Origin of the sequence: Polaribacter sp. HaHaR_3_91 (assembly GCF_019278525.1) — a bacterium.
GTDB lineage: Bacteria > Bacteroidota > Bacteroidia > Flavobacteriales > Flavobacteriaceae > Polaribacter.
The window spans coordinates 2,777,447-2,800,000 of record NZ_CP058986.1; the positions used below are offsets into that span (position 1 = coordinate 2,777,447).

General features: G+C 30.6%; 13 protein-coding genes (1 of these 13 running past the window's edge). 10 read left to right on the forward strand and 3 right to left on the reverse strand.

Annotation, left to right across the window (positions count from 1 at the left end; genetic code table 11):
• Positions 1-175 precede the first annotated feature (175 nt).
• From H0I27_RS17750 to H0I27_RS11680, 4 genes are all read left to right on the forward strand, one after another.
• On the forward strand, positions 176-328 hold the full coding sequence (locus H0I27_RS17750; RefSeq protein WP_368407319.1) for a T9SS type A sorting domain-containing protein: 153 nt from the start codon (positions 176-178) through the stop codon (positions 326-328).
• A gap of 348 nt (positions 329-676) precedes the next feature.
• Positions 677-3,730, forward strand: a complete 3,054-nt coding sequence (locus H0I27_RS11670) for a hypothetical protein (RefSeq protein ID WP_218730873.1) — start codon at positions 677-679, stop codon at positions 3,728-3,730.
• On the forward strand, positions 3,727-6,471 hold the full coding sequence (locus tag H0I27_RS11675; protein ID WP_218730874.1) for a T9SS type A sorting domain-containing protein: 2,745 nt from the start codon (positions 3,727-3,729) through the stop codon (positions 6,469-6,471). The genes H0I27_RS11670 and H0I27_RS11675 overlap by 4 nt, the downstream gene beginning before the upstream one ends.
• Positions 6,472-6,774: 303 nt before the next feature.
• Positions 6,775-7,017 (forward strand): hypothetical protein, encoded by a 243-nt coding sequence (locus H0I27_RS11680; protein WP_218730875.1) that lies wholly within the window; start codon positions 6,775-6,777, stop codon positions 7,015-7,017.
• Positions 7,018-7,372: 355 nt separating this feature from the next.
• On the opposite strand, the gene H0I27_RS11685 is transcribed toward H0I27_RS11680, so the two are convergent.
• Positions 7,373-7,522 (reverse strand): hypothetical protein, encoded by a 150-nt coding sequence (locus tag H0I27_RS11685; protein ID WP_218730876.1) that lies wholly within the window; start codon positions 7,520-7,522, stop codon positions 7,373-7,375.
• A gap of 231 nt (positions 7,523-7,753) precedes the next feature.
• Between H0I27_RS11685 and H0I27_RS11690 the strand changes: the two genes are divergently transcribed.
• The 5 genes from H0I27_RS11690 to H0I27_RS11710 all read left to right on the forward strand — a co-directional run bounded on the left by H0I27_RS11690 (position 7,754) and on the right by H0I27_RS11710 (position 18,508).
• Positions 7,754-8,965, forward strand: a complete 1,212-nt coding sequence (locus tag H0I27_RS11690; protein WP_218730877.1) for an RsmB/NOP family class I SAM-dependent RNA methyltransferase — start codon at positions 7,754-7,756, stop codon at positions 8,963-8,965.
• Positions 8,966-9,052: 87 nt separating this feature from the next.
• The gene (locus H0I27_RS11695) at positions 9,053-11,263 is read left to right on the forward strand and encodes an endonuclease (protein ID WP_218730878.1); all 2,211 of its coding nucleotides are present in this window, start codon (positions 9,053-9,055) and stop codon (positions 11,261-11,263) included.
• Between the two features lie 33 nt (positions 11,264-11,296).
• Positions 11,297-13,327 (forward strand): endonuclease, encoded by a 2,031-nt coding sequence (locus tag H0I27_RS11700; protein WP_218730879.1) that lies wholly within the window; start codon positions 11,297-11,299, stop codon positions 13,325-13,327.
• A gap of 170 nt (positions 13,328-13,497) precedes the next feature.
• Positions 13,498-17,190 carry a phosphoribosylformylglycinamidine synthase gene (gene purL, locus H0I27_RS11705; RefSeq protein WP_218730880.1) on the forward strand — a complete coding sequence of 1,231 codons (3,693 nt, stop codon included), beginning with the start codon at positions 13,498-13,500 and terminating at the stop codon, positions 17,188-17,190.
• Positions 17,191-17,281: 91 nt separating this feature from the next.
• Positions 17,282-18,508 carry a threonine/serine exporter ThrE family protein gene (locus H0I27_RS11710; protein ID WP_218730881.1) on the forward strand — a complete coding sequence of 409 codons (1,227 nt, stop codon included), beginning with the start codon at positions 17,282-17,284 and terminating at the stop codon, positions 18,506-18,508.
• Positions 18,509-18,584: 76 nt separating this feature from the next.
• Here H0I27_RS11710 and H0I27_RS11715 read toward each other — a convergent pair whose 3' ends face one another.
• A complete protein-coding gene (locus H0I27_RS11715) occupies positions 18,585-19,046 on the reverse strand; it encodes a hypothetical protein (protein WP_218730882.1) in 462 nt (153 codons plus the stop codon).
• Positions 19,037-19,600 carry a hypothetical protein gene (locus H0I27_RS11720; RefSeq protein WP_218730883.1) on the reverse strand — a complete coding sequence of 188 codons (564 nt, stop codon included), beginning with the start codon at positions 19,598-19,600 and terminating at the stop codon, positions 19,037-19,039. Before H0I27_RS11720 ends, H0I27_RS11715 begins: the two co-directional genes overlap by 10 nt.
• A gap of 1,186 nt (positions 19,601-20,786) precedes the next feature.
• On the opposite strand from H0I27_RS11720, the gene H0I27_RS11725 reads away from it, so the two are divergent.
• Positions 20,787-22,554 carry the 5' portion of a long-chain fatty acid--CoA ligase gene (locus H0I27_RS11725; RefSeq protein ID WP_218730884.1) on the forward strand. Its footprint extends 8 nt past the window's final position, so 1,768 of the gene's 1,776 nt are visible here — the first part of the coding sequence; it begins with the start codon at positions 20,787-20,789; the stop codon falls past the right edge of the window.

Here is a 22,554-nt window from a genome sequence, read left to right on the forward strand (position 1 = left end):
CTACATTAACTTTAAATAAAGAGGTACATCCTGATAGATTTGTACTTGCTTTTACACCTAATAGTAGTTTAGATGTAGAAGACGAATTATTAGCTGCAAAGACTAGTATTTATGCTGATAATAAAAACAAATTGTAATTTCTAAAAACAATGAAGTAGAAATTTCTAAAGTAGAATTGTTTGATATCCTTGGTAAAAAAGTAAGTATATCGAATATTAAAGAACAAAAAGATACGTACCAATTAAAAATTAAAACGCAAATACCAACAGGTATATACATTGTAAAAATGAAAACCAATAAAGGTGAAACTAATAAAAAGTGGTTATAGAGTAAAATAAACTCAATAGAATACTATTAATTAAAGCTGAATAACAAAATCGTTATTCAGCTTTTTTTTTGTTACACGAATACTTTACTAAGTTAAAACCAACTTAGTAAAGCATAAATATGCAATTTTCAAAAAAAAAATGAAATATTTTTTATTTAAACATATAACAAATATTTACATGGTAAAAAGAAGAAACTATAAGAAATAACTAGAAATAAGTAATAATTTAACAGATAATCCACTTTTTAATTTATGAATAAAAACTTAAATGTGACTTATTTAACTTATGTAGGTCATATAAGAGGTGCTTAATTAAGAGCAACTATTATATCTTTTAAAATTTACTACATGATTAACCCCCTAAAAAAAAGAAAATTATTTCAAAAATTAATTTCTTTTAAATTAAAATCTTCTTTATTATTATTTTTAGTAGTTGCATTATCTTCAATTTCCAATACAAATGCACAATGTGATGCTTATGATTACACTTTAAATAGTAACCAAAGTAATGGTTATACCTTTTCGTCTGGTGTTACCCGTGTTATAGGTAATATTAGCGTTAGTAACGGAAGTGGTGCAAAATTTAACGATGGCGCAGTAATTTGTATTTCTGATGGTAGCACATTAAAAGTAGCCAATGCAACCTCAACAGGAAATGTTTCTTTTATAATACAAAACGGTGAATTAATTTTCGATCAAAATCCACAGTTGAGTGCTAATATTACAATAGAAATAGGTAGTAAAGGAAAACTTACTGCTTTAAATACTATTAGTTTTAATGGTGCTAAAAATAAAATTTACAATGAAGGTACAATAAACATCAGTAAATCATTGCAGTTTGGAGGCGCTACTGAAAATGAATTTGATAACCTTGGTAAAGTAATTATTGGTACAGAAATGAATGCATCTTCTGTAGGTCTTAGTCAAATTAGAAATCAAAATGAAATGATTATTACAAATAACTCTCAAATTGGTGCTAATATTACTTTTGTTAACTGTGGTGTACTTACATCAAAACAAGCATTTAATAATAATGGACTTGTTGTTAATACTGGTACTTTTAACATTACAGGTGGTGCTTTATCTTTAGGTGTATCATCTGCTATTTTTAGAAATTACGGAAAATTATATGTAAATGGAGATATCAATTTAACTGGAGAACTTTATAATGAAGGCTACGCAGAGGTTAATCAAAAAATACAAGGAGGTGGAGACGTTACTGGTCCATTAACATCAGAGTCTAAAACGGGTTATATAAAAATTGGTAGCCAATCCCCTATTTCAGGTAATGTTGGTCCTAATTTAGATTTCTCATATTCTTTTAGTGGTACTCCAATACAAAACGGAACTATAGATAATACAGTAACATATAACTGTACGGGTACAGATTGTAAAAACCCAAAAGATACAGAAGAAACTTGTGCTAATTTAGACGGAACAATACCTTGTTCTTTAACAGAACCAGACACTATAATTGGTACTTGCACTAATGAAAACGATTTACAATTTACATTAAATTTAAAAGGAAGTAACATAGGTGCTTCTTATGTAATATCAGGTACAACTGCTACTACAGGTATTTATAATACCGATACAGTTTTTATAATAACAAACGGTGCAGATGGTTTAGACAAAACAGTAACTGTTACAGATATAAATGATGCTAATTGTAATTTAACAATTACAATTTCTGGAACCTCGTCTTGTATAGATACAGATAAAGATGGTGTTATAGACAGTATTGATTTAGATGATGATAATGATGGTATTTTAGATACTGATGAAGGTTGTGGAAACTTAGTTATAAACGGAAGTTTCGAACTTCAAGATTTTTCTAGTGTTACAGAATTCCCTAATGGTTACACAGATGCATCTGGTACATTTATAGGAACTACATTTAATACAAATACACTAAAAGGATGGAATTACACTCAAAACCTAGATGGTTGGGTTGGTGGTCAATCTCCAAGTTGGTCTACTAATATCTTTGCAGATGCATATGACGGAAAACAATACTTAGATGTTCTTGGTAACAACGATAAAAGTGCAGGAGGAGTTAGTAACATACTTTCACAAACTATTACTACAATTCCCGGTACAACGTATACCCTTAGTTTTTATTGGGGAGAAGATATTGGCCATTCTATAGGACAGGAAGTTACTTTAGATTTAAACATTAAAAACACCTCTAACGTAAGTATTTTCAACAAAACACTAAGTAGTATTGCAGAAGGAAATGTAAACGGAATTATTGGTCCTAAAAAATGGTATCGCTATAGCACTGCTTTTGTTGCTAATGACACAGAAACAACAATAGAATTTCAGGCAACACCTCCTACAGGTGGATCTATAGGTATAGGAGCTGCTTTAGATCTTGTAACTATTTTCGCTAATAACTGTGCAGATACAGACAATGATGGTATTCCTAATTCTTTAGATTTAGATTCAGATAACGACGGTATATCAGATTTAGTAGAAGCTGGAGGAGTAGATACTGACGGAAATGGTAAAATAGATGATATAAATACTGACGGTACCTTAGTAAATGACTCAGATGGTAACGGTTTAGATGATCATTATGATGTAAATAATGGAGGAATCGCTATTGCAAACCTAGATACAGATGGAGATGGAATACCAAATACTCAAGATTTAGATTCTGACAACGATGGTATTCCAGATGTTATAGAAGCCGGAGGTAAAGATGCAAACGGTGATGGTTTAGCTGATGACTTTGTAGACACTGACAACGATGGTTTTAATGATACTGTTGATGGAGATATTGGGCAAGATGGTGTTTCAGAAAACAAAGACAATGTTTTAATATTAACAGGAGAAGATACTGATGGAAACGGAACCCCGAACTCATACCCTAAAGGTGATGCAGATAATGATGGTATTTTAAATCATTTGGATATTGATGCAGATAATGATGGTATACCAGATAATATAGAAGCACAAACTACTGCAGATTATATTGCACCAAGCGGAGTTGGTAGCCAAATAACAGACATCAATAAAAACGGTGTAGATGACACTTATGAAAACGTTACTACAATTGGTCTTACACCAACAAACACAGATGGTATAGACACTCCAGATTACTTAGATACAGACACAGATAATGATGGTATTCCAGATATTTTTGAAAATGGAGATACAGACAATATCCTAAGCGGAAATGATGTAGACCAAGATGGTTTAGATGACAACTTCGATGACAATGATGATTCTAGTATTACTGGAGCTACAGTAAATGATGGTTTAAACCCAGATAACACTGTAATAAACCTAATAACATTAGAAAATTCTTTTGGTGATGAAGACAATGACTTCTCCCTACTAATCCAACTACTGGTGATCTTGATTATAGAGATGCACCAGAAGCTGCAGATGTTATGATAACACAAGTATATCAATTTGGCATAGAAAAATGGATTGAAATTACAAATATAGGAACTACAGATATCCCTGCTAATACTATTAAAATTCAATTATATAAGGATACTACAGGCGATCAAACAGGTGTTACACCAGATGTCTCTGATATTGTAGACTCAGTTTTAAAAGTAGGCGAATCTGTATTGTTTAAAAACTCAGTAAATACAGTTTCTCATGTAAATGCAACAGCTACAATAATTACAAATAATGAGTTAACAGATTTAGATGACACAACTAATGATATCATTACACTTTCAGCTGCTTCAGGAACTTATTCATGGGCAAACAGATACGATGTTGTTTCAAATATTACCAACAAAACTTCATTTGTAAGAATAGATGAAACGACTAGTACTAATAAAGATTATGACGCTACTGAATGGGTAGTATTTATAGATGATGCAATAGCTACTTATGATGTAGTAAATAGTGCTATATCTACAGATATTATCCAAAGAAGACATCCGCAAGATTTATTAATATCAGAAATACTAAGTTCTAATACCGATGCAAACACATTACTTGGTTTACATAGAATTAAAGAAACTACTAGAAATTTAGACGGAACTTGGGATAATGGTTTTCCTGACAGATCTCGTTATGTTATAATAGATGAAGATTACAACCATACAACAGATAGATTAAGTGCTAGAAAACTAAAAATAGACACTTCTAAAGAATTATTAGTAACAAATAATCTATTAGTAGTTACTAATGATATCGAATTAAATGGAAACATACGTTTATCTGGTACTTCTCAATTAGTACAAACACATACAAGTTTAAGTACAGTATCTGGTTCTGGTTTACTTTTTGTTGATCAAAAATCTGAAGTACCTAGTAAGTATCGTTATAACTATATGAGTTCTCCAGTAACTACTTTAGGAGAAAACACCTATACTTTAGAAACTGTTCTTAGAAACGGAACAATAACTAATACTCCAAAAGAAATTACTTATGTTTCTGGCTATGATGGTGCTGTTAATGGTACTGATATTTCTTTAGCAGATTATTGGGTATACACATATGCTGCAGGCAGCAACGGTAGATCTAATTGGGAGCATAAATATAAAGACGGAGCTATAAATAAAGGAGATGGTTACATATTTAAAGGACCCGGACAAGAACAAAACTACACATTTGTAGGTACACCAAATGATGGTGAGTTTAATACTATTAATGAAATAAACCCTGGACAATCTTACTTAATTGGTAATCCTTTTCCATCTGCAATGAATGCTAGAAAATTTATAGAAGATAACGAAGATTCTATAACAGGTGCCTTATACTTTTGGCAACATGTAGGAGAAGATGAGGATGAAGGAACTGCAGGGCATAATTTTGCAGGTTATATTGGTGGTTACGCTACTCAAAATAAAACAATGGGTACTGCAGCAAACGCTACTAGCCAAAATGAACCCGTAAATTATACTTTAGAAGCAGAAGATGCTCTTGAAGGAGATGGATTTGAAATATCAATACCAATGATAGGTTTCTCTGTAGTTTCTTTAAATAATGAAGACCATATTACGTTTCCTAATATTTCTAGAGGTGTAGATTCATTAAGAATAACCTACGCATCTTTTTATGATAAAACATTAAAAATTAAAATTAACAATGTAGACAGAGGAGAAATTACATTCCCTAACACTGGTCTATTATATAAAGAGCTTAAAATTGCTTTATGCATGGAAGCTGGTAGTAATGTTACATTGACTTCTAGTACTGATGGCCATAGTATTTTTGTTGACAAAATAGTTTTTAAAGATGAAGACGGACAAATATCTTGTGCTCCGAGTACAGGTGGCGAAGAATACGCAGATAAATACAAGACTCCAGAACCGTATATTGCTGTTGGACAAGGTTTTTTCATTGAAGGTAATACAACAAACGGAAAAATTGTTTTTAACAATAGCCAAAGAGAATACATAACAAAAGAATCTGGAGAATCTGTATTCTTTAAAAGTGAAAAGAAAACAACAGAAAAGTCATCAAACTTAGGCTTACCAATCTTAAAGTTGGGTATGAATTATTCTAATACATTAGGAAACAATTTACATCGCCAAATAGGTATTTCTTTTAACCAAACAAACTCGTTTGAGCATGAAAAAGGATATGATTCTGAAATGTATGATATTAACCCAACGGACTTCTATTGGAAATTTCCTAACAACACTAGTAGCTACGTTATTGCAGGTGTACAACAAATTTCAAATGAATTAGAAGTTCCTTTAGAAGTTGTTGTGAACCAAAATAGTGTAATTACTATAAATATCGATGAAATAAAAAACATCAATCAAGATATATATATAAAAGACAAATTAACAGGTAAAACACAAAAAATAAATGACGCTAGTGCTACATATCAGTTAAAAAAAGGTACTTACACAGATAGATTTGTTTTAGCATTTACCACTGTACAAGATGCTGTACTTAGTATTGAAAACGAGCTATTGTCTACCTATACAAATGTATATGCCGACAATAAAAATAACCAAATTGTAATTTTTAAGAACAATGATGTAGAAATTAATAACATAGCGTTATTTAATATTCTTGGTAAAAAAGTAATTCTTTGGGATATTAAAGAACAAAAAAGTGACTACCAACTAGACATCTACAAACAATTACCAACAGGTGTTTATATTGTAAAAATGGACACTAATAAGGGGATTACAAGTAAAAAAGTAGTTGTAGAATAAGAGTTAAAAGAATAAAGTTTATTAATTAAAGCTGAATAATGATAACATTATTCAGCTTTTTTTTGTTTAAAATTTCCTTTGAAATAAATAATTAACTCTTAAAATACACACAGTACAGATTAAGAATATATGTAACAGTTATTCTTGACATTCTTATTATTAAATTCTCAATAAAATCTATCTTTTTTAAAAAATATACAATAATTAAATAATATCTAATGATTTATACCCAAACAATCAACCAGAATAAACATTATTTTATTATATTTAGACAATGTTTATTTAATTTAATCCCCCAAAAAAATGAATAAAGATAAAAACCTATTAGAATTAATTTTTCAAGTACCTGATTTTTTTAAAACTGAATACTTCACAAACAAAAAAGAAATTTTGTTTTTAACCTTAACCCTATCATTGTTGTTCATTCCACAAACTTATGCGAACATAACACCTATAAAAACAGCCTCTTTACTGTGTGAAGAAAGCGTTCCTATTTTAAATACAATAGAAAATTCGTTAAAAAAGATTACAGGACTAATAAATTAAAAACAACAAGCACTCCAGAATTATTACCAATTATTAAATTAGGATTTGAGTATAAAAATACTGATGATTTATTATTACATAGTCAAATAGCAGTTTCTTTTCAAAATCAAAACGTAATTATTTCTAAAAAACCAGAAGTAACTTTATATAAAGTAGAATTATATAATACCCTTGGTAAAAAAACCAATTTTTGGGGAAATTAAAGAACTCAAAAAACTCTTACCAATTAGCAATTAATAATCAAATACCAACGGATATTTACATCGTAAGGTTAAATACAGATAAAGGCATCATAGATAAGAAAGTTCTATTTTGATAAATAAATGACACACAACCAATAACTAAACAACCTAACTCAACTCATGATTGTACTCATCCAAACTCCCCCAATCAATCCTCCACCACCACCTCCAGGTCTAGAAATCGATACTGGCGTTTTAACACTAATTATCATAGCCGTTTCATATGGTATATATACCATAAAAAGTGCTAAAAAATTAATCATTAAATAATTGCTTAGAACAAAGGAAAGTTAAATCGATATCTATTTAACTTTCCTTTGTTTTTATTTAAAACAGATTCATTTATGATAACAATTATCAATAATAAAAGAATACACAAAACTCTATAAATAATACTAAACCTTATTAAAACGTATCTAACGTTAAAAATGAATCAAAACTAATGATTCGTAAGGCAGATTTTGTACATTTGTGCCTTATATTCAAAAGAAATAATGAGATTACACAGAAACTTAACTTTTGCAGTTATTGACAGCATAAGAGATATATTTAATGAAGGTGTTTATGCTGATAAAGCAGTAGAAAAAGCTTTAAAACGAGATAAACGTTGGGGAGCAAGAGACCGTAAATTTGTAGCAGAAACCATATACGACATTGTTCGTTGGAATCGTTTATATAGCGAAATTGCAGAAGTAAAAGCTCCGTATGACAGAGATAATATTTGGAGGTTGTTCTCTGTATGGTGCATTCTAAGAGGAATTGCTTTACCAGATTGGAACCAAATTGGTGATGTACCAGAAAGAAGAATTAAAGGACGTTTTGCAGAATTATCTAGAACCCGAAAATATAGAGAATCTATTCCAGATTGGATGGATGAAATGTGTGCTAAAGAATTAGGTGAAGAAATTTGGACAAAAGAAATTGCAGCTTTAAATGTACAAGCAAGTGTAATTTTAAGAACCAATACTTTAAATATTACTAGAGGAGTTCTTCAGAAAAAATTAAAAGCAGAAGGCGTAAATACAGAATTTGTACCAAATCACCCTGATGCTTTAATTTTACCAGAAAGAGCTAATGTTTTTAAAACGGAAGCTTTTCATAGTGGTTATTTTGAAGTTCAAGATGCTTCATCGCAACTTGTTGCTGCCTATTTAGACGTAAAACCAGGTATGAAAGTTATTGATACTTGTGCAGGTGCTGGAGGTAAAACTTTACATTTATCTGCTTTAATGGAAAATAAAGGTCAAATTATTGCCATGGATATTTACGAAAGTAAATTGCGTAAATTAAAAGTGAGAGCAAAGAGAAACAAAGCACACAATATTGATATGCGTGTTATAGATTCTACAAAACCTATTAAAAAATTACAAGGTAAAGCAGACAGAGTTTTAATTGATGCTCCTTGTTCTGGTTTAGGTGTTATTCGTAGAAACCCAGATTCTAAATGGAAATTACAACCAGAATTTATAGAAAATATTAAAAAAATTCAACAAGACGTTTTACAACAATACTCTACAATGGTTAAACCAGGTGGAAAAATGGTGTACGCTACGTGTTCTGTATTACCATCAGAAAACCAAGAGCAAGTTAATCATTTCTTAACATCAGATGCAGGAAAAGATTTTACCTTTGTGTCTGATAAAAAAGTGTTAGCGCATATTTCTGGTTTCGACGGATTTTATATGGCACTTTTAGAAAGAAAATAATACAACAAAGGGTTATATTTATTGCTGATGTAACCCTTAAATTGCTGAAAAAGAAAGTATTTATTTTTTAACTTAATTTCATTTTATATGGTAAAAAAACTACTTCTTTTTATTTTAACAATTACATCTTTTATATCTTTTTCTCAAGAAGATTATTACGATGATGTAAATTTACAACTAACTGGTATTGCTTTAAAAGACGCCTTAGCTGCAAAAATTATTAGTACACATTCTAATATGTTAACCTATACACCTGGTGTTTGGGAAGCTTCTAAAATTACAGATCTAGATACCGCAGAACCAGACAATGTTGTTTTAATTTACGGTTGGGAAGATGGTACTGACAGCGATATTACTAATGACAAAACTAGAGATAATTCTTTGCAAGATGCTGGTACAGGTGCTACTTTTGTATGGAATAGAGAACACGTATTCTCTAAATCGCTTGCTAACCCAAGTTTAATTACAGACAACCCAGGTGCAGGAACAGATGCGCATAATTTAAGACCCGCAGACAAAAATAGAAACTCAGAAAGAAATAACTACAAATTTGCACTAGGTAGTGGAAACTCAGGACGTTCTTCTATTACTTACAATGGCCCTGATGGAGCAGACACAAGAGGCTGGTATCCTGGAGACGAATGGAAAGGAGATGTTTCTAGAATTATAATGTACATGTATCTTCGTTATGGCAGCCAATGTTTACCAACAAATGTTGGGGTTGGTGATACTAAATTTACACCAGATGAAATGATTGATTTATTCTTAAAATGGAATAGAGAAGATCCCATTTCAGGTATTGAAAAAAGGAGAAACACGTATCACGAAAATACTTCTAATACGTACGCTCAAGGAAATAGAAATCCATTTATAGACAATCCGTTTTTAGCTACTAGAATTTGGGGAGGAGATAATGCTGAAGATACTTGGGGAATTTATACAAGTAGTGACACAGAAGCTCCTACTGCGCCAACTAATGTTACTTTAAGCAACCAAACCTTAACTTCTATAGATATTTCTTGGACTGCTTCTACAGATAATATTGGCGTTGTACAATACCAAGTGTATGTTAATAATGTTTTAACAAAACAAACAACAACAGCTACCTCTGCCTCTATTACAGGTTTAGAAACAAATACAACTTATAATTTTAAAGTAATTGCTAAAGATTTAATTAACAAATCTGAAGCAAGTAATGAAGTGGTAGGTACAACCTTAGCAGATACTAAAGCACCATCAATTCCTACAAACGTAACCATTACAGACATAACAGATAGTTCTTTTAATATAAACTGGTCTGCATCTTCAGATAACAACGAAGTAGCCGGTTATGATATTTTTATTGATGGAAACTTTAAAGAAACATCTACTACAACTACTTATGCTGTTATTGGTTTAGCAACATCTACTACTTATAGTATTATGGTTTTAGCAAAAGATAAAGATGATAATAAATCGGCACAAAGTACTGCCATAAATGCAACTACAACAGATGGAGCATCTGGTGGCTCTGCTTCAGAATTATTTTTCTCTGAATATTTTGAAGGAGACGGAGGAACAAACAAAGCATTGGAAATTGTTAATTTAACTGGAGGTACAGTAAGTTTATCTGGTTATGTAATAAAACTAGATAGAAATGATACTGGCGAATGGGTATCTCCACTAGCACTAGATAGCGGAACTGTTAAAAATATTGTTCCCGGAGATGTTTTTGTAATTGGAAATGGAAAGAACTCTATTCCAGAATTACAAACTTATTCAGAAACAAATACCATTGGTCAGGTAGATTTGGTACAACCAGTTATTGAAGAAACGAACTGGGGGCAACCTATAAACTTTACAGGTAATGACGCCATTGGTTTATTTAAAGATAACATATTAATAGATATAATAGGAGAATTTGGTAACGGCGCTAATTTTGCAGCAAACAAAACATTAAGAAGAAATGGCGATATAAGTGCACCAAATACAACTTTTGATTTACAAGGAGAATGGACACCTTTTCCTGCAAATACTGCAGACGGTTTGGGTAGTTTTACTTCTACTTTGAGTATTTCTAAAAATACATTTAAAACTTTTAAAATGTTTCCAAACCCAACAGATGGAAATAGCATCTATTTTAATATTACAGAAGACGCTACGATTCATATCTATACTGTTTTAGGAAAATTAACAAAATCTGTTAATGTTACTCAAAGTAAAAATAAAATTGATATATCAGATTTATCTAAGGGTGTTTACCTACTTAAAATTAATTCTGATAAACAATTTATCACTAAAAAATTGATTAAAAATTAAATTATTTTTCAAACTCAATAAAACATAAAACACATGAAAAAAACGTTACTTATACTTTTATTATTCTCTTCATTCTTAATAAATGCTCAAGCAGAATCTTATTATAGCGATGTAGATTTAACAAAATATGAACTAGATTTAAAAGAAGAACTAGCTAATAAAACAATAACAGCTCATACAAACATACTTTCTTATGGTTGGCCAGCTTTACAAGCAACAGATGTAAACCCAGAAAATGACCAAGAAGTATTATTAATTTATGGTTATTCTACATCTGGCACAACTGCTAGAACAAGAGGTATCTATGAAAACGGAGGTGGTTCTAATGACTGGAATAGAGAACACACCTATGCAAAGTCTCTAGGAACGCCTAATCTAGGTACTGCTGGACCTGGTGCAGATGCACATCATTTACGTCCATCTGATGTTGGTTTTAATGGTCAAAGGGGGAGTCTAAAATTTGCAGATGGTTCTGGAAATGCTGGTCCAGTTTCTGGAGGATGGTATCCTGGTGATGAATGGAAAGGAGATGTTGCTAGAATGATGATGTATATGTACATTCGCTATGGTGACCAATGTAAACCTACTGGTGTTGGTATTGGAAACCTTGTTGGTCCAGATGATGAAATGATCGATTTATTCTTAGAGTGGAATGTAGAAGATCCTGTATCAGATTTTGAAAGACAAAGAAATACCTACCATGATTCTAATGAAACTTATGCACAAGGAAATAGAAACCCTTTTATAGACAATGCTTACTTAGCTACAAGAATTTGGGGAGGAGATAATGCTTTAGATTCTTGGGGAATCTATTTAACTCCAGACACAGAAGCTCCTACAGTACCTACAGATGTTTCTCTTAGCAATATTACAACTTCAACTATAGATGTAACTTGGACAGCTTCTACAGATAATGAAGCAGTAACAAAATATGAAGTTTATGCAAATGCGGTATTACAAGGTAACACAGCAAGTACAACATACACTTTAACTAATTTAGCACCAAATTCATCTTATAGTATTACTGTTTTAGCTAAAGATATTGCAAATAATAAATCGGCTCAATCTGTAGCTGAAAATGCTACCACATTAACAGATGTAACACCTCCATCAGTACCTACAGATATTACTATTTCTAATCAAATAAGTTCTGGTTTTAAAATAAACTGGACAGCTTCAACAGATAATTCTGGTGTAGCTAGTTATGATATTTTTATAGATGGATCTTTAAAAGAAACAGTACAAAATACAGAATACCAGGTTACAGGTTTAACTGCATCAACAACTTATAATGTAACTGTTTCTGCAAAAGATATTGCAGGAAATGCTTCTGAACAATCAGCTATAACACAAGCTATAACAGGAACAGAAAATACAGGAACATCTTGTGGTGAAGAAACTTTTGAATTGATACCAACTAACAGTAGCTCATATTCTACTAGAACTTGGACAGGTGATAATGGCTTAGAATGGACTGCTACTTTAGCTAGAACAGATCAAGAATTAAATGGTAGAGCAATTACCTTTGATGTTAGAGACAGTAAAACGGGTTCACTTACTTCATCTACATTTGCAGGCGGAATAGGAAGTTTAACAGCTTCAACTTTACGTGCTTTTTCAGGAGGTTCTGGTACATTAAATGTTTTAGTGAACGGAAATATAGTAGGTACATTACCTTATGGTGATGAAATTCAAACTACAACAATTTCAGATATTAATATTTCTGGAGATGTAACTGTTGTTCTAAATGAATCTAGCTCTGAAGGTGAACGTGTAATCATAGACGATTTAACTTGGACATGCTACTCTACTTTAAGTACAAAAGAAAATCTATTTAACTCTTTTAAAATGTACCCAAATCCAGCAGACAGCAATAAAGTGTATTTTAAATTAACAGAAAGTGCAGAGGTTAAGGTTTACAATGTTTTAGGAAAATTAATTAAAACACTAAATGTAAATACAAACAATAATAGTATGGATGTTTCTAGTCTTAGCAAAGGAATATACTTAGTGAAAATAAATTCTGACAACCAATCTATTTCTAAAAAATTGATAAAAAATTAAGCTTACATTTAGATTTATAGAAAAAGGCGTCTTTGTAAAAAAAGGCGCCTTTTTTTTATGTTTTATAACTACGTAAATTACTCTTAAATTTCACTGAATTAATTCATTAGAATTAAGTTGAAAAAAAGTAAATTTGCATTTTTACAACAACACCCAAATAAAACATAATAATGATTCATTTCTTTGGAAATATAAACAGCAAAGTATTCGCTGTTCAAACAACAGAAAAATTAACTACAGAAACTATTGCTAAATTGACTTGGTTATTTGCCGATCAACCAAAAATAGAAGAAACAACAATAGATGCTTTTTTTGTTGGACCAAGAGCCGCAATGATTACGCCTTGGAGTACCAATGCTGTTGAGATTACTCAGAATATGGGGATTTCTGACATCATTAGAATAGAAGAATTTACTGCATCTACAGAAGAATTTTCTGATTTTGACCCAATGATTTCTGAAAAATTCAATGGTTTACATCAAGATTCATTTACAATTGAAATTAAACCAGAAGCAATTTTAGACATCGAAGATATTGCTGCTTACAATGCACAAGAAGGATTGTCTTTAAGTGATGAAGAAGTTGAATACTTAGAAAGTGTTGCTACTAAAATAGGTAGAAAATTAACAGATTCTGAAGTTTTTGGTTTTAGCCAAGTAAACTCAGAACACTGTCGTCATAAAATATTTGGCGGAACATTTGTTATTGATGGAGAAGAACAACCTACTTCCCTATTCAATATGATAAAAGAAACCTCTAAACAATTTCCGAATGATATTGTTTCTGCGTACAAAGATAACGTGGCTTTTGTAAAAGGACCTAAAGTGGAACAATTTGCGCCTAAAACGGCGGATAAACCAGATTTTTATCAAACTAAAGATTTTGAATCTGTAATTTCATTAAAAGCAGAAACACACAATTTCCCAACAACAGTTGAGCCTTTTAACGGAGCAGCAACTGGTTCTGGAGGAGAAATTAGAGATAGATTGGCTGGTGGAAAAGGTTCTTTACCTTTAGCCGGAACAGCTGTTTATATGACTTCGTATTCTCGTTTAGAAGCGTCTATAGATTCAATTAAGAATACAAGATATTGGGAAAATAAATTTGAAGCAAGAGATTGGTTATACCAAACTCCTATGGATATTTTAATAAAAGCATCTAACGGAGCATCAGATTTTGGAAACAAATTTGGTCAACCTTTAATTACAGGTTCTGTTTTAACTTTTGAACACGAAGAAAATTCTTCTGTAAGTGATTCTCCTGCAAGAAAACTTGGTTTCGATAAAGTAATTATGCAAGCTGGTGGAATTGGATACGGAAAAGCAGACCAAGCTTTAAAAGACACGCCAAAAGAAGGCGATAAAATTGTAATTCTTGGTGGTGAAAACTACAGAATTGGAATGGGTGGAGCTGCAGTTTCTTCTGCAGATACCGGTGAGTTTGCTTCAGGAATTGAACTAAACGCAGTACAACGTTCGAATCCGGAAATGCAAAAACGTGCTGCAAATGCAGTTCGTGGAATGGTAGAAAGCGATGAAAACTTTATTGTTTCTATTCACGATCATGGAGCTGGTGGACATTTAAATTGTTTATCAGAATTGGTAGAAGATACAGGTGGTAAAATAGATTTAGATGCTTTACCTATTGGAGATCCTACCCTATCAGCAAAAGAAATTATTGGTAACGAGTCTCAAGAAAGAATGGGATTAGTAATTGCTGATAAACATTTAGAAACTTTACATAAAATTGCAGATAGAGAACGCTCTCCTATTTACGATGTTGGTGTAGTTACTGGTGATGATCGTTTTACTTTCGAATCTAAATCTACAGGTGTAAAACCAATGGACTTAGCCTTAGAAGACATGTTTGGTTCTTCTCCAAAAACTGTTTTAACAGATAAAACTGTTATCAGAAAATATAAAAACCCTCGTTATAAAACAAAGAATTTAGAAATCTATTTAAAACAAGTTTTACAGTTAGAAGCTGTTGCTTGTAAAGATTGGTTAACAAATAAAGTAGATCGTTGTGTTGGTGGTAAAGTAGCCAAACAACAATGTGTTGGACCATTACAAATTCCGTTGAACAACGTTGGTGTAATGGCATTAGATTATAAAGGAAAAGAAGGTGTTGCTACAAGTATTGGGCACTCTCCTATTTCTGCGTTGATTAGTCCAGAAGCTGGTTCTAGAAATGCAATTACAGAATCTTTAACCAACTTAATTTGGGCACCATTAAAAGACAATTTAAAAAGTGTTTCATTGTCTGCAAATTGGATGTGGCCTTGTAAAAATGAAGGTGAAGACGCTCGTTTATACAAAGCTGTAAAAGCCGTTTCAGAATTTTCTATAGGTTTAGGAATCAATGTTCCTACAGGGAAAGATTCTTTATCAATGAAACAAAAATATACTGATGGAGAAGTAATTGCTCCAGGAACTGTAATTATCTCTGCAGCAGGTAACTGTAATGCGATTACTAAAGTTGTAGAGCCTCTTTTGCATGTTGATGGAGGAAACATCTATTATATAAATATTTCTCAAGACGAATTTAAATTAGGTGGAAGTTCATTCAACCAAACTTTAAATGCCATTGGAAATGAAGCGCCAGATGTTACCAATGTTGAGTATGTAAAAACTGTTTTTAACACGATTCAAGATTTAATTAAAGCGGATAAAATTACTGCAGGACACGATGTTGCTTCTGGTGGATTAATTACTACTTTATTAGAAATGTGTTTTGCTGATGTAAATTTAGGTGCAGATTTTAACATTTCTGCATTAAATGAAGAGGATGCTATAAAAGTATTATTCTCAGAAAACTCAGGAATTGTTTTTCAAGCAGATGCTTCTGTAGAAACGATTTTATCAGAAAATAATATTGAGTTTTTTAATATTGGAGCAGCAAATAATTCAGGAACAGTTACTATTAAAAACAACGAAGATAATTTCTCTTTTGATGTTACTGAAATGAGAGATGTTTGGTATAGAACTTCTTTCTTATTAGATCAAAAACAAACCGCTAATAATTTAGCTCAAGATCGTTTTTATAATTATAAAAATCAACCTTTAACTTATAAATTCCCTGAGAATTTTACAGGGGAATTACCTGTAATAGGAAAAGACAAACCAAAAGCTGCTATCATTCGTGAAAAAGGTTCTAATTCTGAACGTGAAATGGCAAATGCAATGTATCTAGCTGGTTTTGATGTTAAAGATGTACACATGACAGATTTAATTTCTGGTCGTGAAACATTAGAAGACATTCAGTTTATTGGTGCTGTTGGTGGTTTCTCTAATTCTGATGTTTTAGGTTCTGCTAAAGGTTGGGCAGGAGCATTTAAATACAACGAAAAAGCAAATACTGCTTTAAAAAACTTCTTTAAAAGAGAAGATACGTTGTCTGTTGGTATTTGTAATGGAGCACAATTATGGATGGAATTAGAATTGATTAACCCAGAACATAAAGTTCATGGGAAATTAGGTCATAATGATTCTCATAAGCATGAAAGTTCTTTTACTTCTGTAAAGATTCAAGAAAACAATTCTGTAATGTTATCTAGTTTAGCAGGAACAGAATTAGGTGTTTGGATTTCTCATGGAGAAGGTAAATTTAACTTACCAGAATCTGAAGAAAACTATAATATTGTTGCCAAATATGGTTACGCAGGATACCCGAATAACCCAAATGGATCTGATTTTAACACAGCAATGCTATGTGACAAGTCTGGAAGACATTTAGTAACAATGCCTCATATTGAGCGTTCTACTTTTCAATGGAACTGGGCCAATTACCCAACAAATAGAAAAGATGAAATTACGCCTTGGTTAGAAGCATTTGTAAATGCAAAAAACTGGTTGACAAAATAATTTATTTAAAAAAGTAGATCAAAAGGGCTTTTTTAAAGCCCTTTTTTTGGCTCTAAAAATAGAAAATAACAACCCTATCTAATTAATAAAAATGAGAGTTCCAAAAAAATATCAATTTATAGTTGAAATAGGAAAAGCGTTACACATATACGGTATTCCTTCTTATAAAATTCAATCATATTTAACACAAGTTGCCAAAACAAAAGGCATTACAGGGAGTTTTATGGATTTACCTACTTGGGTAAATTATGTTTTTTATGATGAAAAGAACTCTTATAATTATGTTGAATGCATTCCCCCAGGATCTTTAAATTTAGGTGCTTTTTCTAGAATTGATGAATTGACCAATAAGGTTATTGATTCAGGGATGGAAGTGGATGAAATAGACAAAGAATTAAAGATTATTCATGCAAAAACAAAAGAGGTAAATCATTTTATTTTAACTTTAGCCTATGCCTTTGCTGCTGGTTCTTTTAGCTTAATGATTGGTACCAATTGGATCTCTTTTGCTTTTTCAATACTTTTAGGTTCTCTTACTTATCTATTTGTTTATTTAGCAAACAAATCTAAATATGTAGAAAGTGTTTTAGAATCTTTATGTGCTTTAGTGGTAACTATTTTTGCTTGCCTATTAACATTTATTTTCCCTGATTTTAATTTAGGTTTAACCATATTAGCTTCTATAATTATCTTTATTCCAGGGTTGGCTATTACAACCGCATTAGAGGAAATAACCTCTAAGAGTTTGGTTGCTGGTGGCGCAAAACTCTTTGATGCAATGGTTGTTTTATTTAAACAATTTTTTGGTGTAATATTAGGCTTAGGCTTAATGACTTCTTTACTTGATATTGATTTAACTCATTATGAATCTAATATGCCACAATGGACAATTTTTTGCGCAATACCAATATTTTCTATATGTACTTTACCCATTTTTCAAGTGCGAAAAAAGGATATGTTTTTTGGAATTTTAACAGGTATTTTTGCCTTTTTTATAACCGTTTTTTTATCGTCTGGTTTAGGAATATTGGTAAGTACTTTTATTGGTACTTTAACAGTTGTTGGTATCAGCCGTATATTTGGTAGAATTTCTAAAACACCAAAATCTGTTTACTTAACACAAGGAATTATCATGCTAGTTCCTGGTAGTAAATCTTTTATGGGACTAAGTAATTCATTTTTCAATCCATCTATTACTGCTTCTGCAAACTTATTTGAAGAAGTTACTTTTATATTAATGGCTATTATTGGTGGACTACTTTTTGCGGGTACTTTTAGAGAAAGAAAACCGAAAGAACATCATTATAAATCTCATTAAAAGTTCTATTCAATTTAGTGTATCATATATAAAAGCAGTTTTTAGAACCACCTAAAAGCTGCTTTTTTTAATCTATTTATTTGTAGTTTTTCTTTTTCATTCTAGAGCGCATTTGCCTTCTTAATAACAAAAATCCGTTGCTTAATTTTCTTTTTTTCTTTAATACAGGAATACTTAAAGTAACTAATAGAGCAATACAAGCTGCAGAGCCCAAACCACCACCAAAGCCATTAAAAAAGTTACTTGTATTAAAATATATAAGTGTAAAAACGACTCCTGAGAAACCTATTAACAAATAATCTGACATAATTTTAGAGGATACCATACCTATAAAAGAAGCTCCAAAACAAACTAGTGGCAAATTTTCTGTTAAGTAAGCTGACAATAAATTAGGAAACACTAAAACAAACACTCCTACTAAAACACCAACTAAAGAAGATGACCTAACCGGACCTTGTTTAAATTTTACTTGTAAAAGGAATGTAACTACAGAAGAAAGTCCTCCTACTATTAACAATATAAGGTTATCTATAGCCATCTAGAAATTATAAAAGTGATAAAAAAAGCAAGGGTAACACCTCCAAAAGCTAAGGTTCCTAATTTACCACCAAAACCATGAAAAGCATCTTTTGTACCAACTAACAAAAAACCAGTTATAACACTTGCTAGTGCTATAAATATATAATCTGGTGCAATATCAACATTTGTCATTCCAACAAAAGCTCCGCAATAAACTGCAGTAGGCATACCTTTTATAAAATTATCCTTTTTAAAAAATGAAGGAACAAAGCTAACAACCAAACCAACTAAACTTGCTGCTAAAACACTGCTTAATTTAAATGAAACACTTAAAACATATGTAATAATTGCTCCAAAAAAAACAAATGCAACAGTTAACACATGTTCTAAATCATGATTTTTAGCTTTTAATGATGTTTTTTTATATCTAATTAAAAGTAATACAATGACCAAAACAACAAATACAGAAACATAAATGTTCTGTTGTTTTTCATATAATATTGCTGCTAAAAAACCTAAATGGCTTAATAATATTAAACTAAATGAAAGCTGTTTTACGTGCTTTTTAATCATAAAATCTATTAAATTTATAAGCTGCAAAAATACTTAAATTACTTGTGTAAGCTTTCTTATTTAAAAGCATTATAATAAAAATTTCAAATAATTTATTTAGGCATTTAAAAGTTCATAAAATATTTATTCTTTTTTTAATAATTTAAGAATACATCTAACTAAAAATAGCTAAAAACATTTTAAAAGCTTTTAATTAATTCTAAAACAAACTAAAAGAGAGTAATAACAACTTAATATATAAATGTGATTCTCCATAGAATAACAGAAACCAGTCATTAAAAATTTAGTCAAATTTATACTTATTAGTCAAAAAATAATTAGAAAGAATTTAGCTTAAAAAAAATGTAGGTATAATACCTGGAAAATATATTAAAATAAAATGTTTTTTTAACTTAATGATAAAATATGAAAAAGATCAGATAGATTTGAAAGACTTATTTTATATGTATGATTATTATGATGAATCTCACTTTTCTAAAGGTTTTAAATTATTTACCTCAAACTATTTTAAAAATTATATTAAACAAGATTACTAAATTGTAAAACAAACCTTAAGAAAACTCTAACAAAAAGCTAGTTGGTGAAATTAGAACTATGAAAATAAACAGACTTATCAGCAAGTACTTTTAAAAGTAATAGCACCTTTAAATATATAAATTTTAATAATATCAGTTTTAATAATTCTGTCTTTGACGACATATCAAAATTTAAATACATGAAATTATCTAGTAGTTTCAACATAAAAAACATGAAATTTGGCTATGAAATAGATTCGAAATACACCTAAATAAAGGGTAAAAACATCAATAAATCATTATAAAACATAAAATAGGTATTTATACCTGCTTTAATTTCTACAATAAATTATAAATTGCACCCATAATGGAAGAGGTTGGAATTAGGGGGCTAACCAAAACCGTATTCAGCTAGCTTTTTTTTTATAAAAGCTAGCTTTTTTTTATACAATAAAATATTATCAATATTACCAGGATAGATTCACCCTGAAGAATATATAAACCATAATAAGTAGAATACAATACTCATAAACAAACAATCTATTAATTAGTATTTTAGATATATAGTACTATCAAAATTAAATTATTCTTAATAATAAACTCTTATAATAAGTATTTGTTAATTCAATCTAAAATACCTAATTTGCCTACTTCAATTATAATATGATTATATGGCAGTAGAAGTTACAAGATTATTCGATTTTCCTTATTACCAATTAGAAACCTATAATTTAGAAAAAGCATTTAGTTCTAAAGTCGGTGGTAATTGGCAATCTATTACAACACAACAATATATTGATCAAGCAAACCAAATTAGTAGAGGATTAATAAACTTAGGTGTAAAACCAAACGACAAAATAGCCGTAATTTCATCTACGAATAGAACAGAATGGAACATATGCGATATTGGAATATTACAAACTGGTGCCCAAAATGTACCGATTTATCCAACTATCTCAGAAGAAGATTATGAATATGTGTTAAATCATTCAGAATCTATTTACTGTTTTGTATCAGATATAGAAGTTCTAACAAAGATTAATAAGATAAAAAGTAAAACAAGTTTAAAAGCTATTTATACTTTTGATGATATATTAGGTGAAAAAAGCTGGAATGAAATATTAGAATCCGGTAAAGATACTAGCTCTCAAAATCTTGTTGAAGAAAGAAAAAACAATGTAAACACAGACGATTTAGCTACTTTAATTTATACGTCTGGTACAACAGGTAAACCCAAAGGTGTAATGCTATCTCATAGAAATATAGTTAGTGATGTTTTAAGTTCAGAAAAACGTGTTCCTTTTGATTATGGAAAATCTATTGGTTTAAGTTTTTTACCTATTTGTCATATTTTTGAACGCATGATTTTGTACCTATATCAATATTGTGGAGTTTCTATTTATTTTGCAGAATCAATTGAAAAATTATCTGAAAATGCACAAGAAATAAAACCCAATGTAATGACTGCGGTACCTCGTTTATATGAAAAAATTTACGACAAAATAATTTTGAAAGGAGAAGCATTAACCGGCGTAAAAAAAGGATTGTTCTTTTGGGCAGTAAATTTAGGTTTAAAATATGAACCATATGGTGTAAATGGTTGGTGGTATGAAACTCAGTTAAAATTAGCTAGAAAATTAATTTTCTCCAAATGGCAAGCAGCATTAGGAGGAGAATTAAAAATCATGGTTTCTGGTAGTGCGGCACTTCAACCAAGATTAACAAGAGTATTTGCAGCAGCAGGCATGCCAATAATGGAAGGTTATGGTTTAACAGAAACATCTCCTGTAATCTCAGTAAATGACCAAAGAAATAAAGGTTTTAAAGTTGGTACAGTTGGTAAAGTAATAGATAATGTAGAAGTGAAGATTGCAGAAACCGGTGAAATTTTAGTAAAAGGACCAAATGTAATGTTGGGTTACTACAAAGATGCAGAAAGAACTGAAAACGTATTAAAAAGAGGATATTTTTACACTGGTGATAAAGGAGAACTAGATAGCGAAGGTTTTTTAAAAATTACTGGTAGAACAAAAGAGATGTTTAAAACTTCTGGAGGAAAATATGTTGTTCCACCATTATTAGAGGGTGAATTAAAGCAATCTTTATTTATAGAACAGGTAATGGTTATAGGAGAGGGAGAAAAAATGCCGGCAGCATTTATACAACCAAACTTCGACTTTATCAAAGAATGGATTAAGCATAAAAATTTAAACATTGGTTTATCAAACAAAGAAATAGCTAGTTCGGATATTGTAATTGAACGTATTCAGAAAGAAGTAGATAAATGTAACTTAAACTTTGGTAAATGGGAGCAAATAAAACGTTTTGAACTAACACCAGAGGTATGGTCAATTGAAGATGGACATCTAACTCCAACAATGAAAATGAAGCGTGCAATAATCAAAGAGATCTATAAAGAATTATTTGATAAAATTTATA

Bases quoted from the DNA above. Each gene is read 5' to 3' on its own strand.
- H0I27_RS11670 (WP_218730873.1), top strand. From the start codon at position 677: ATGATTAACCCCCTAAAAAAAAGAAAATTATTTCAAAAATTAATTTCT.
- H0I27_RS11685 (WP_218730876.1), bottom strand. From the start codon at position 7,522: ATGATTAATTTTTTAGCACTTTTTATGGTATATATACCATATGAAACG.
- H0I27_RS11700 (WP_218730879.1), top strand. From the start codon at position 11,297: ATGAAAAAAACGTTACTTATACTTTTATTATTCTCTTCATTCTTAATA.
- H0I27_RS11680 (WP_218730875.1), top strand. From the start codon at position 6,775: ATGAATAAAGATAAAAACCTATTAGAATTAATTTTTCAAGTACCTGAT.
- H0I27_RS11710 (WP_218730881.1), top strand. From the start codon at position 17,282: ATGAGAGTTCCAAAAAAATATCAATTTATAGTTGAAATAGGAAAAGCG.
- H0I27_RS11695 (WP_218730878.1), top strand. From the start codon at position 9,053: ATGGTAAAAAAACTACTTCTTTTTATTTTAACAATTACATCTTTTATA.
- H0I27_RS11690 (WP_218730877.1), top strand. From the start codon at position 7,754: ATGAGATTACACAGAAACTTAACTTTTGCAGTTATTGACAGCATAAGA.
- H0I27_RS11715 (WP_218730882.1), bottom strand. From the start codon at position 19,046: ATGGCTATAGATAACCTTATATTGTTAATAGTAGGAGGACTTTCTTCT.
- purL (WP_218730880.1), top strand. From the start codon at position 13,498: ATGATTCATTTCTTTGGAAATATAAACAGCAAAGTATTCGCTGTTCAA.
- H0I27_RS11675 (WP_218730874.1), top strand. From the start codon at position 3,727: ATGATAACACAAGTATATCAATTTGGCATAGAAAAATGGATTGAAATT.
- H0I27_RS11720 (WP_218730883.1), bottom strand. From the start codon at position 19,600: ATGATTAAAAAGCACGTAAAACAGCTTTCATTTAGTTTAATATTATTA.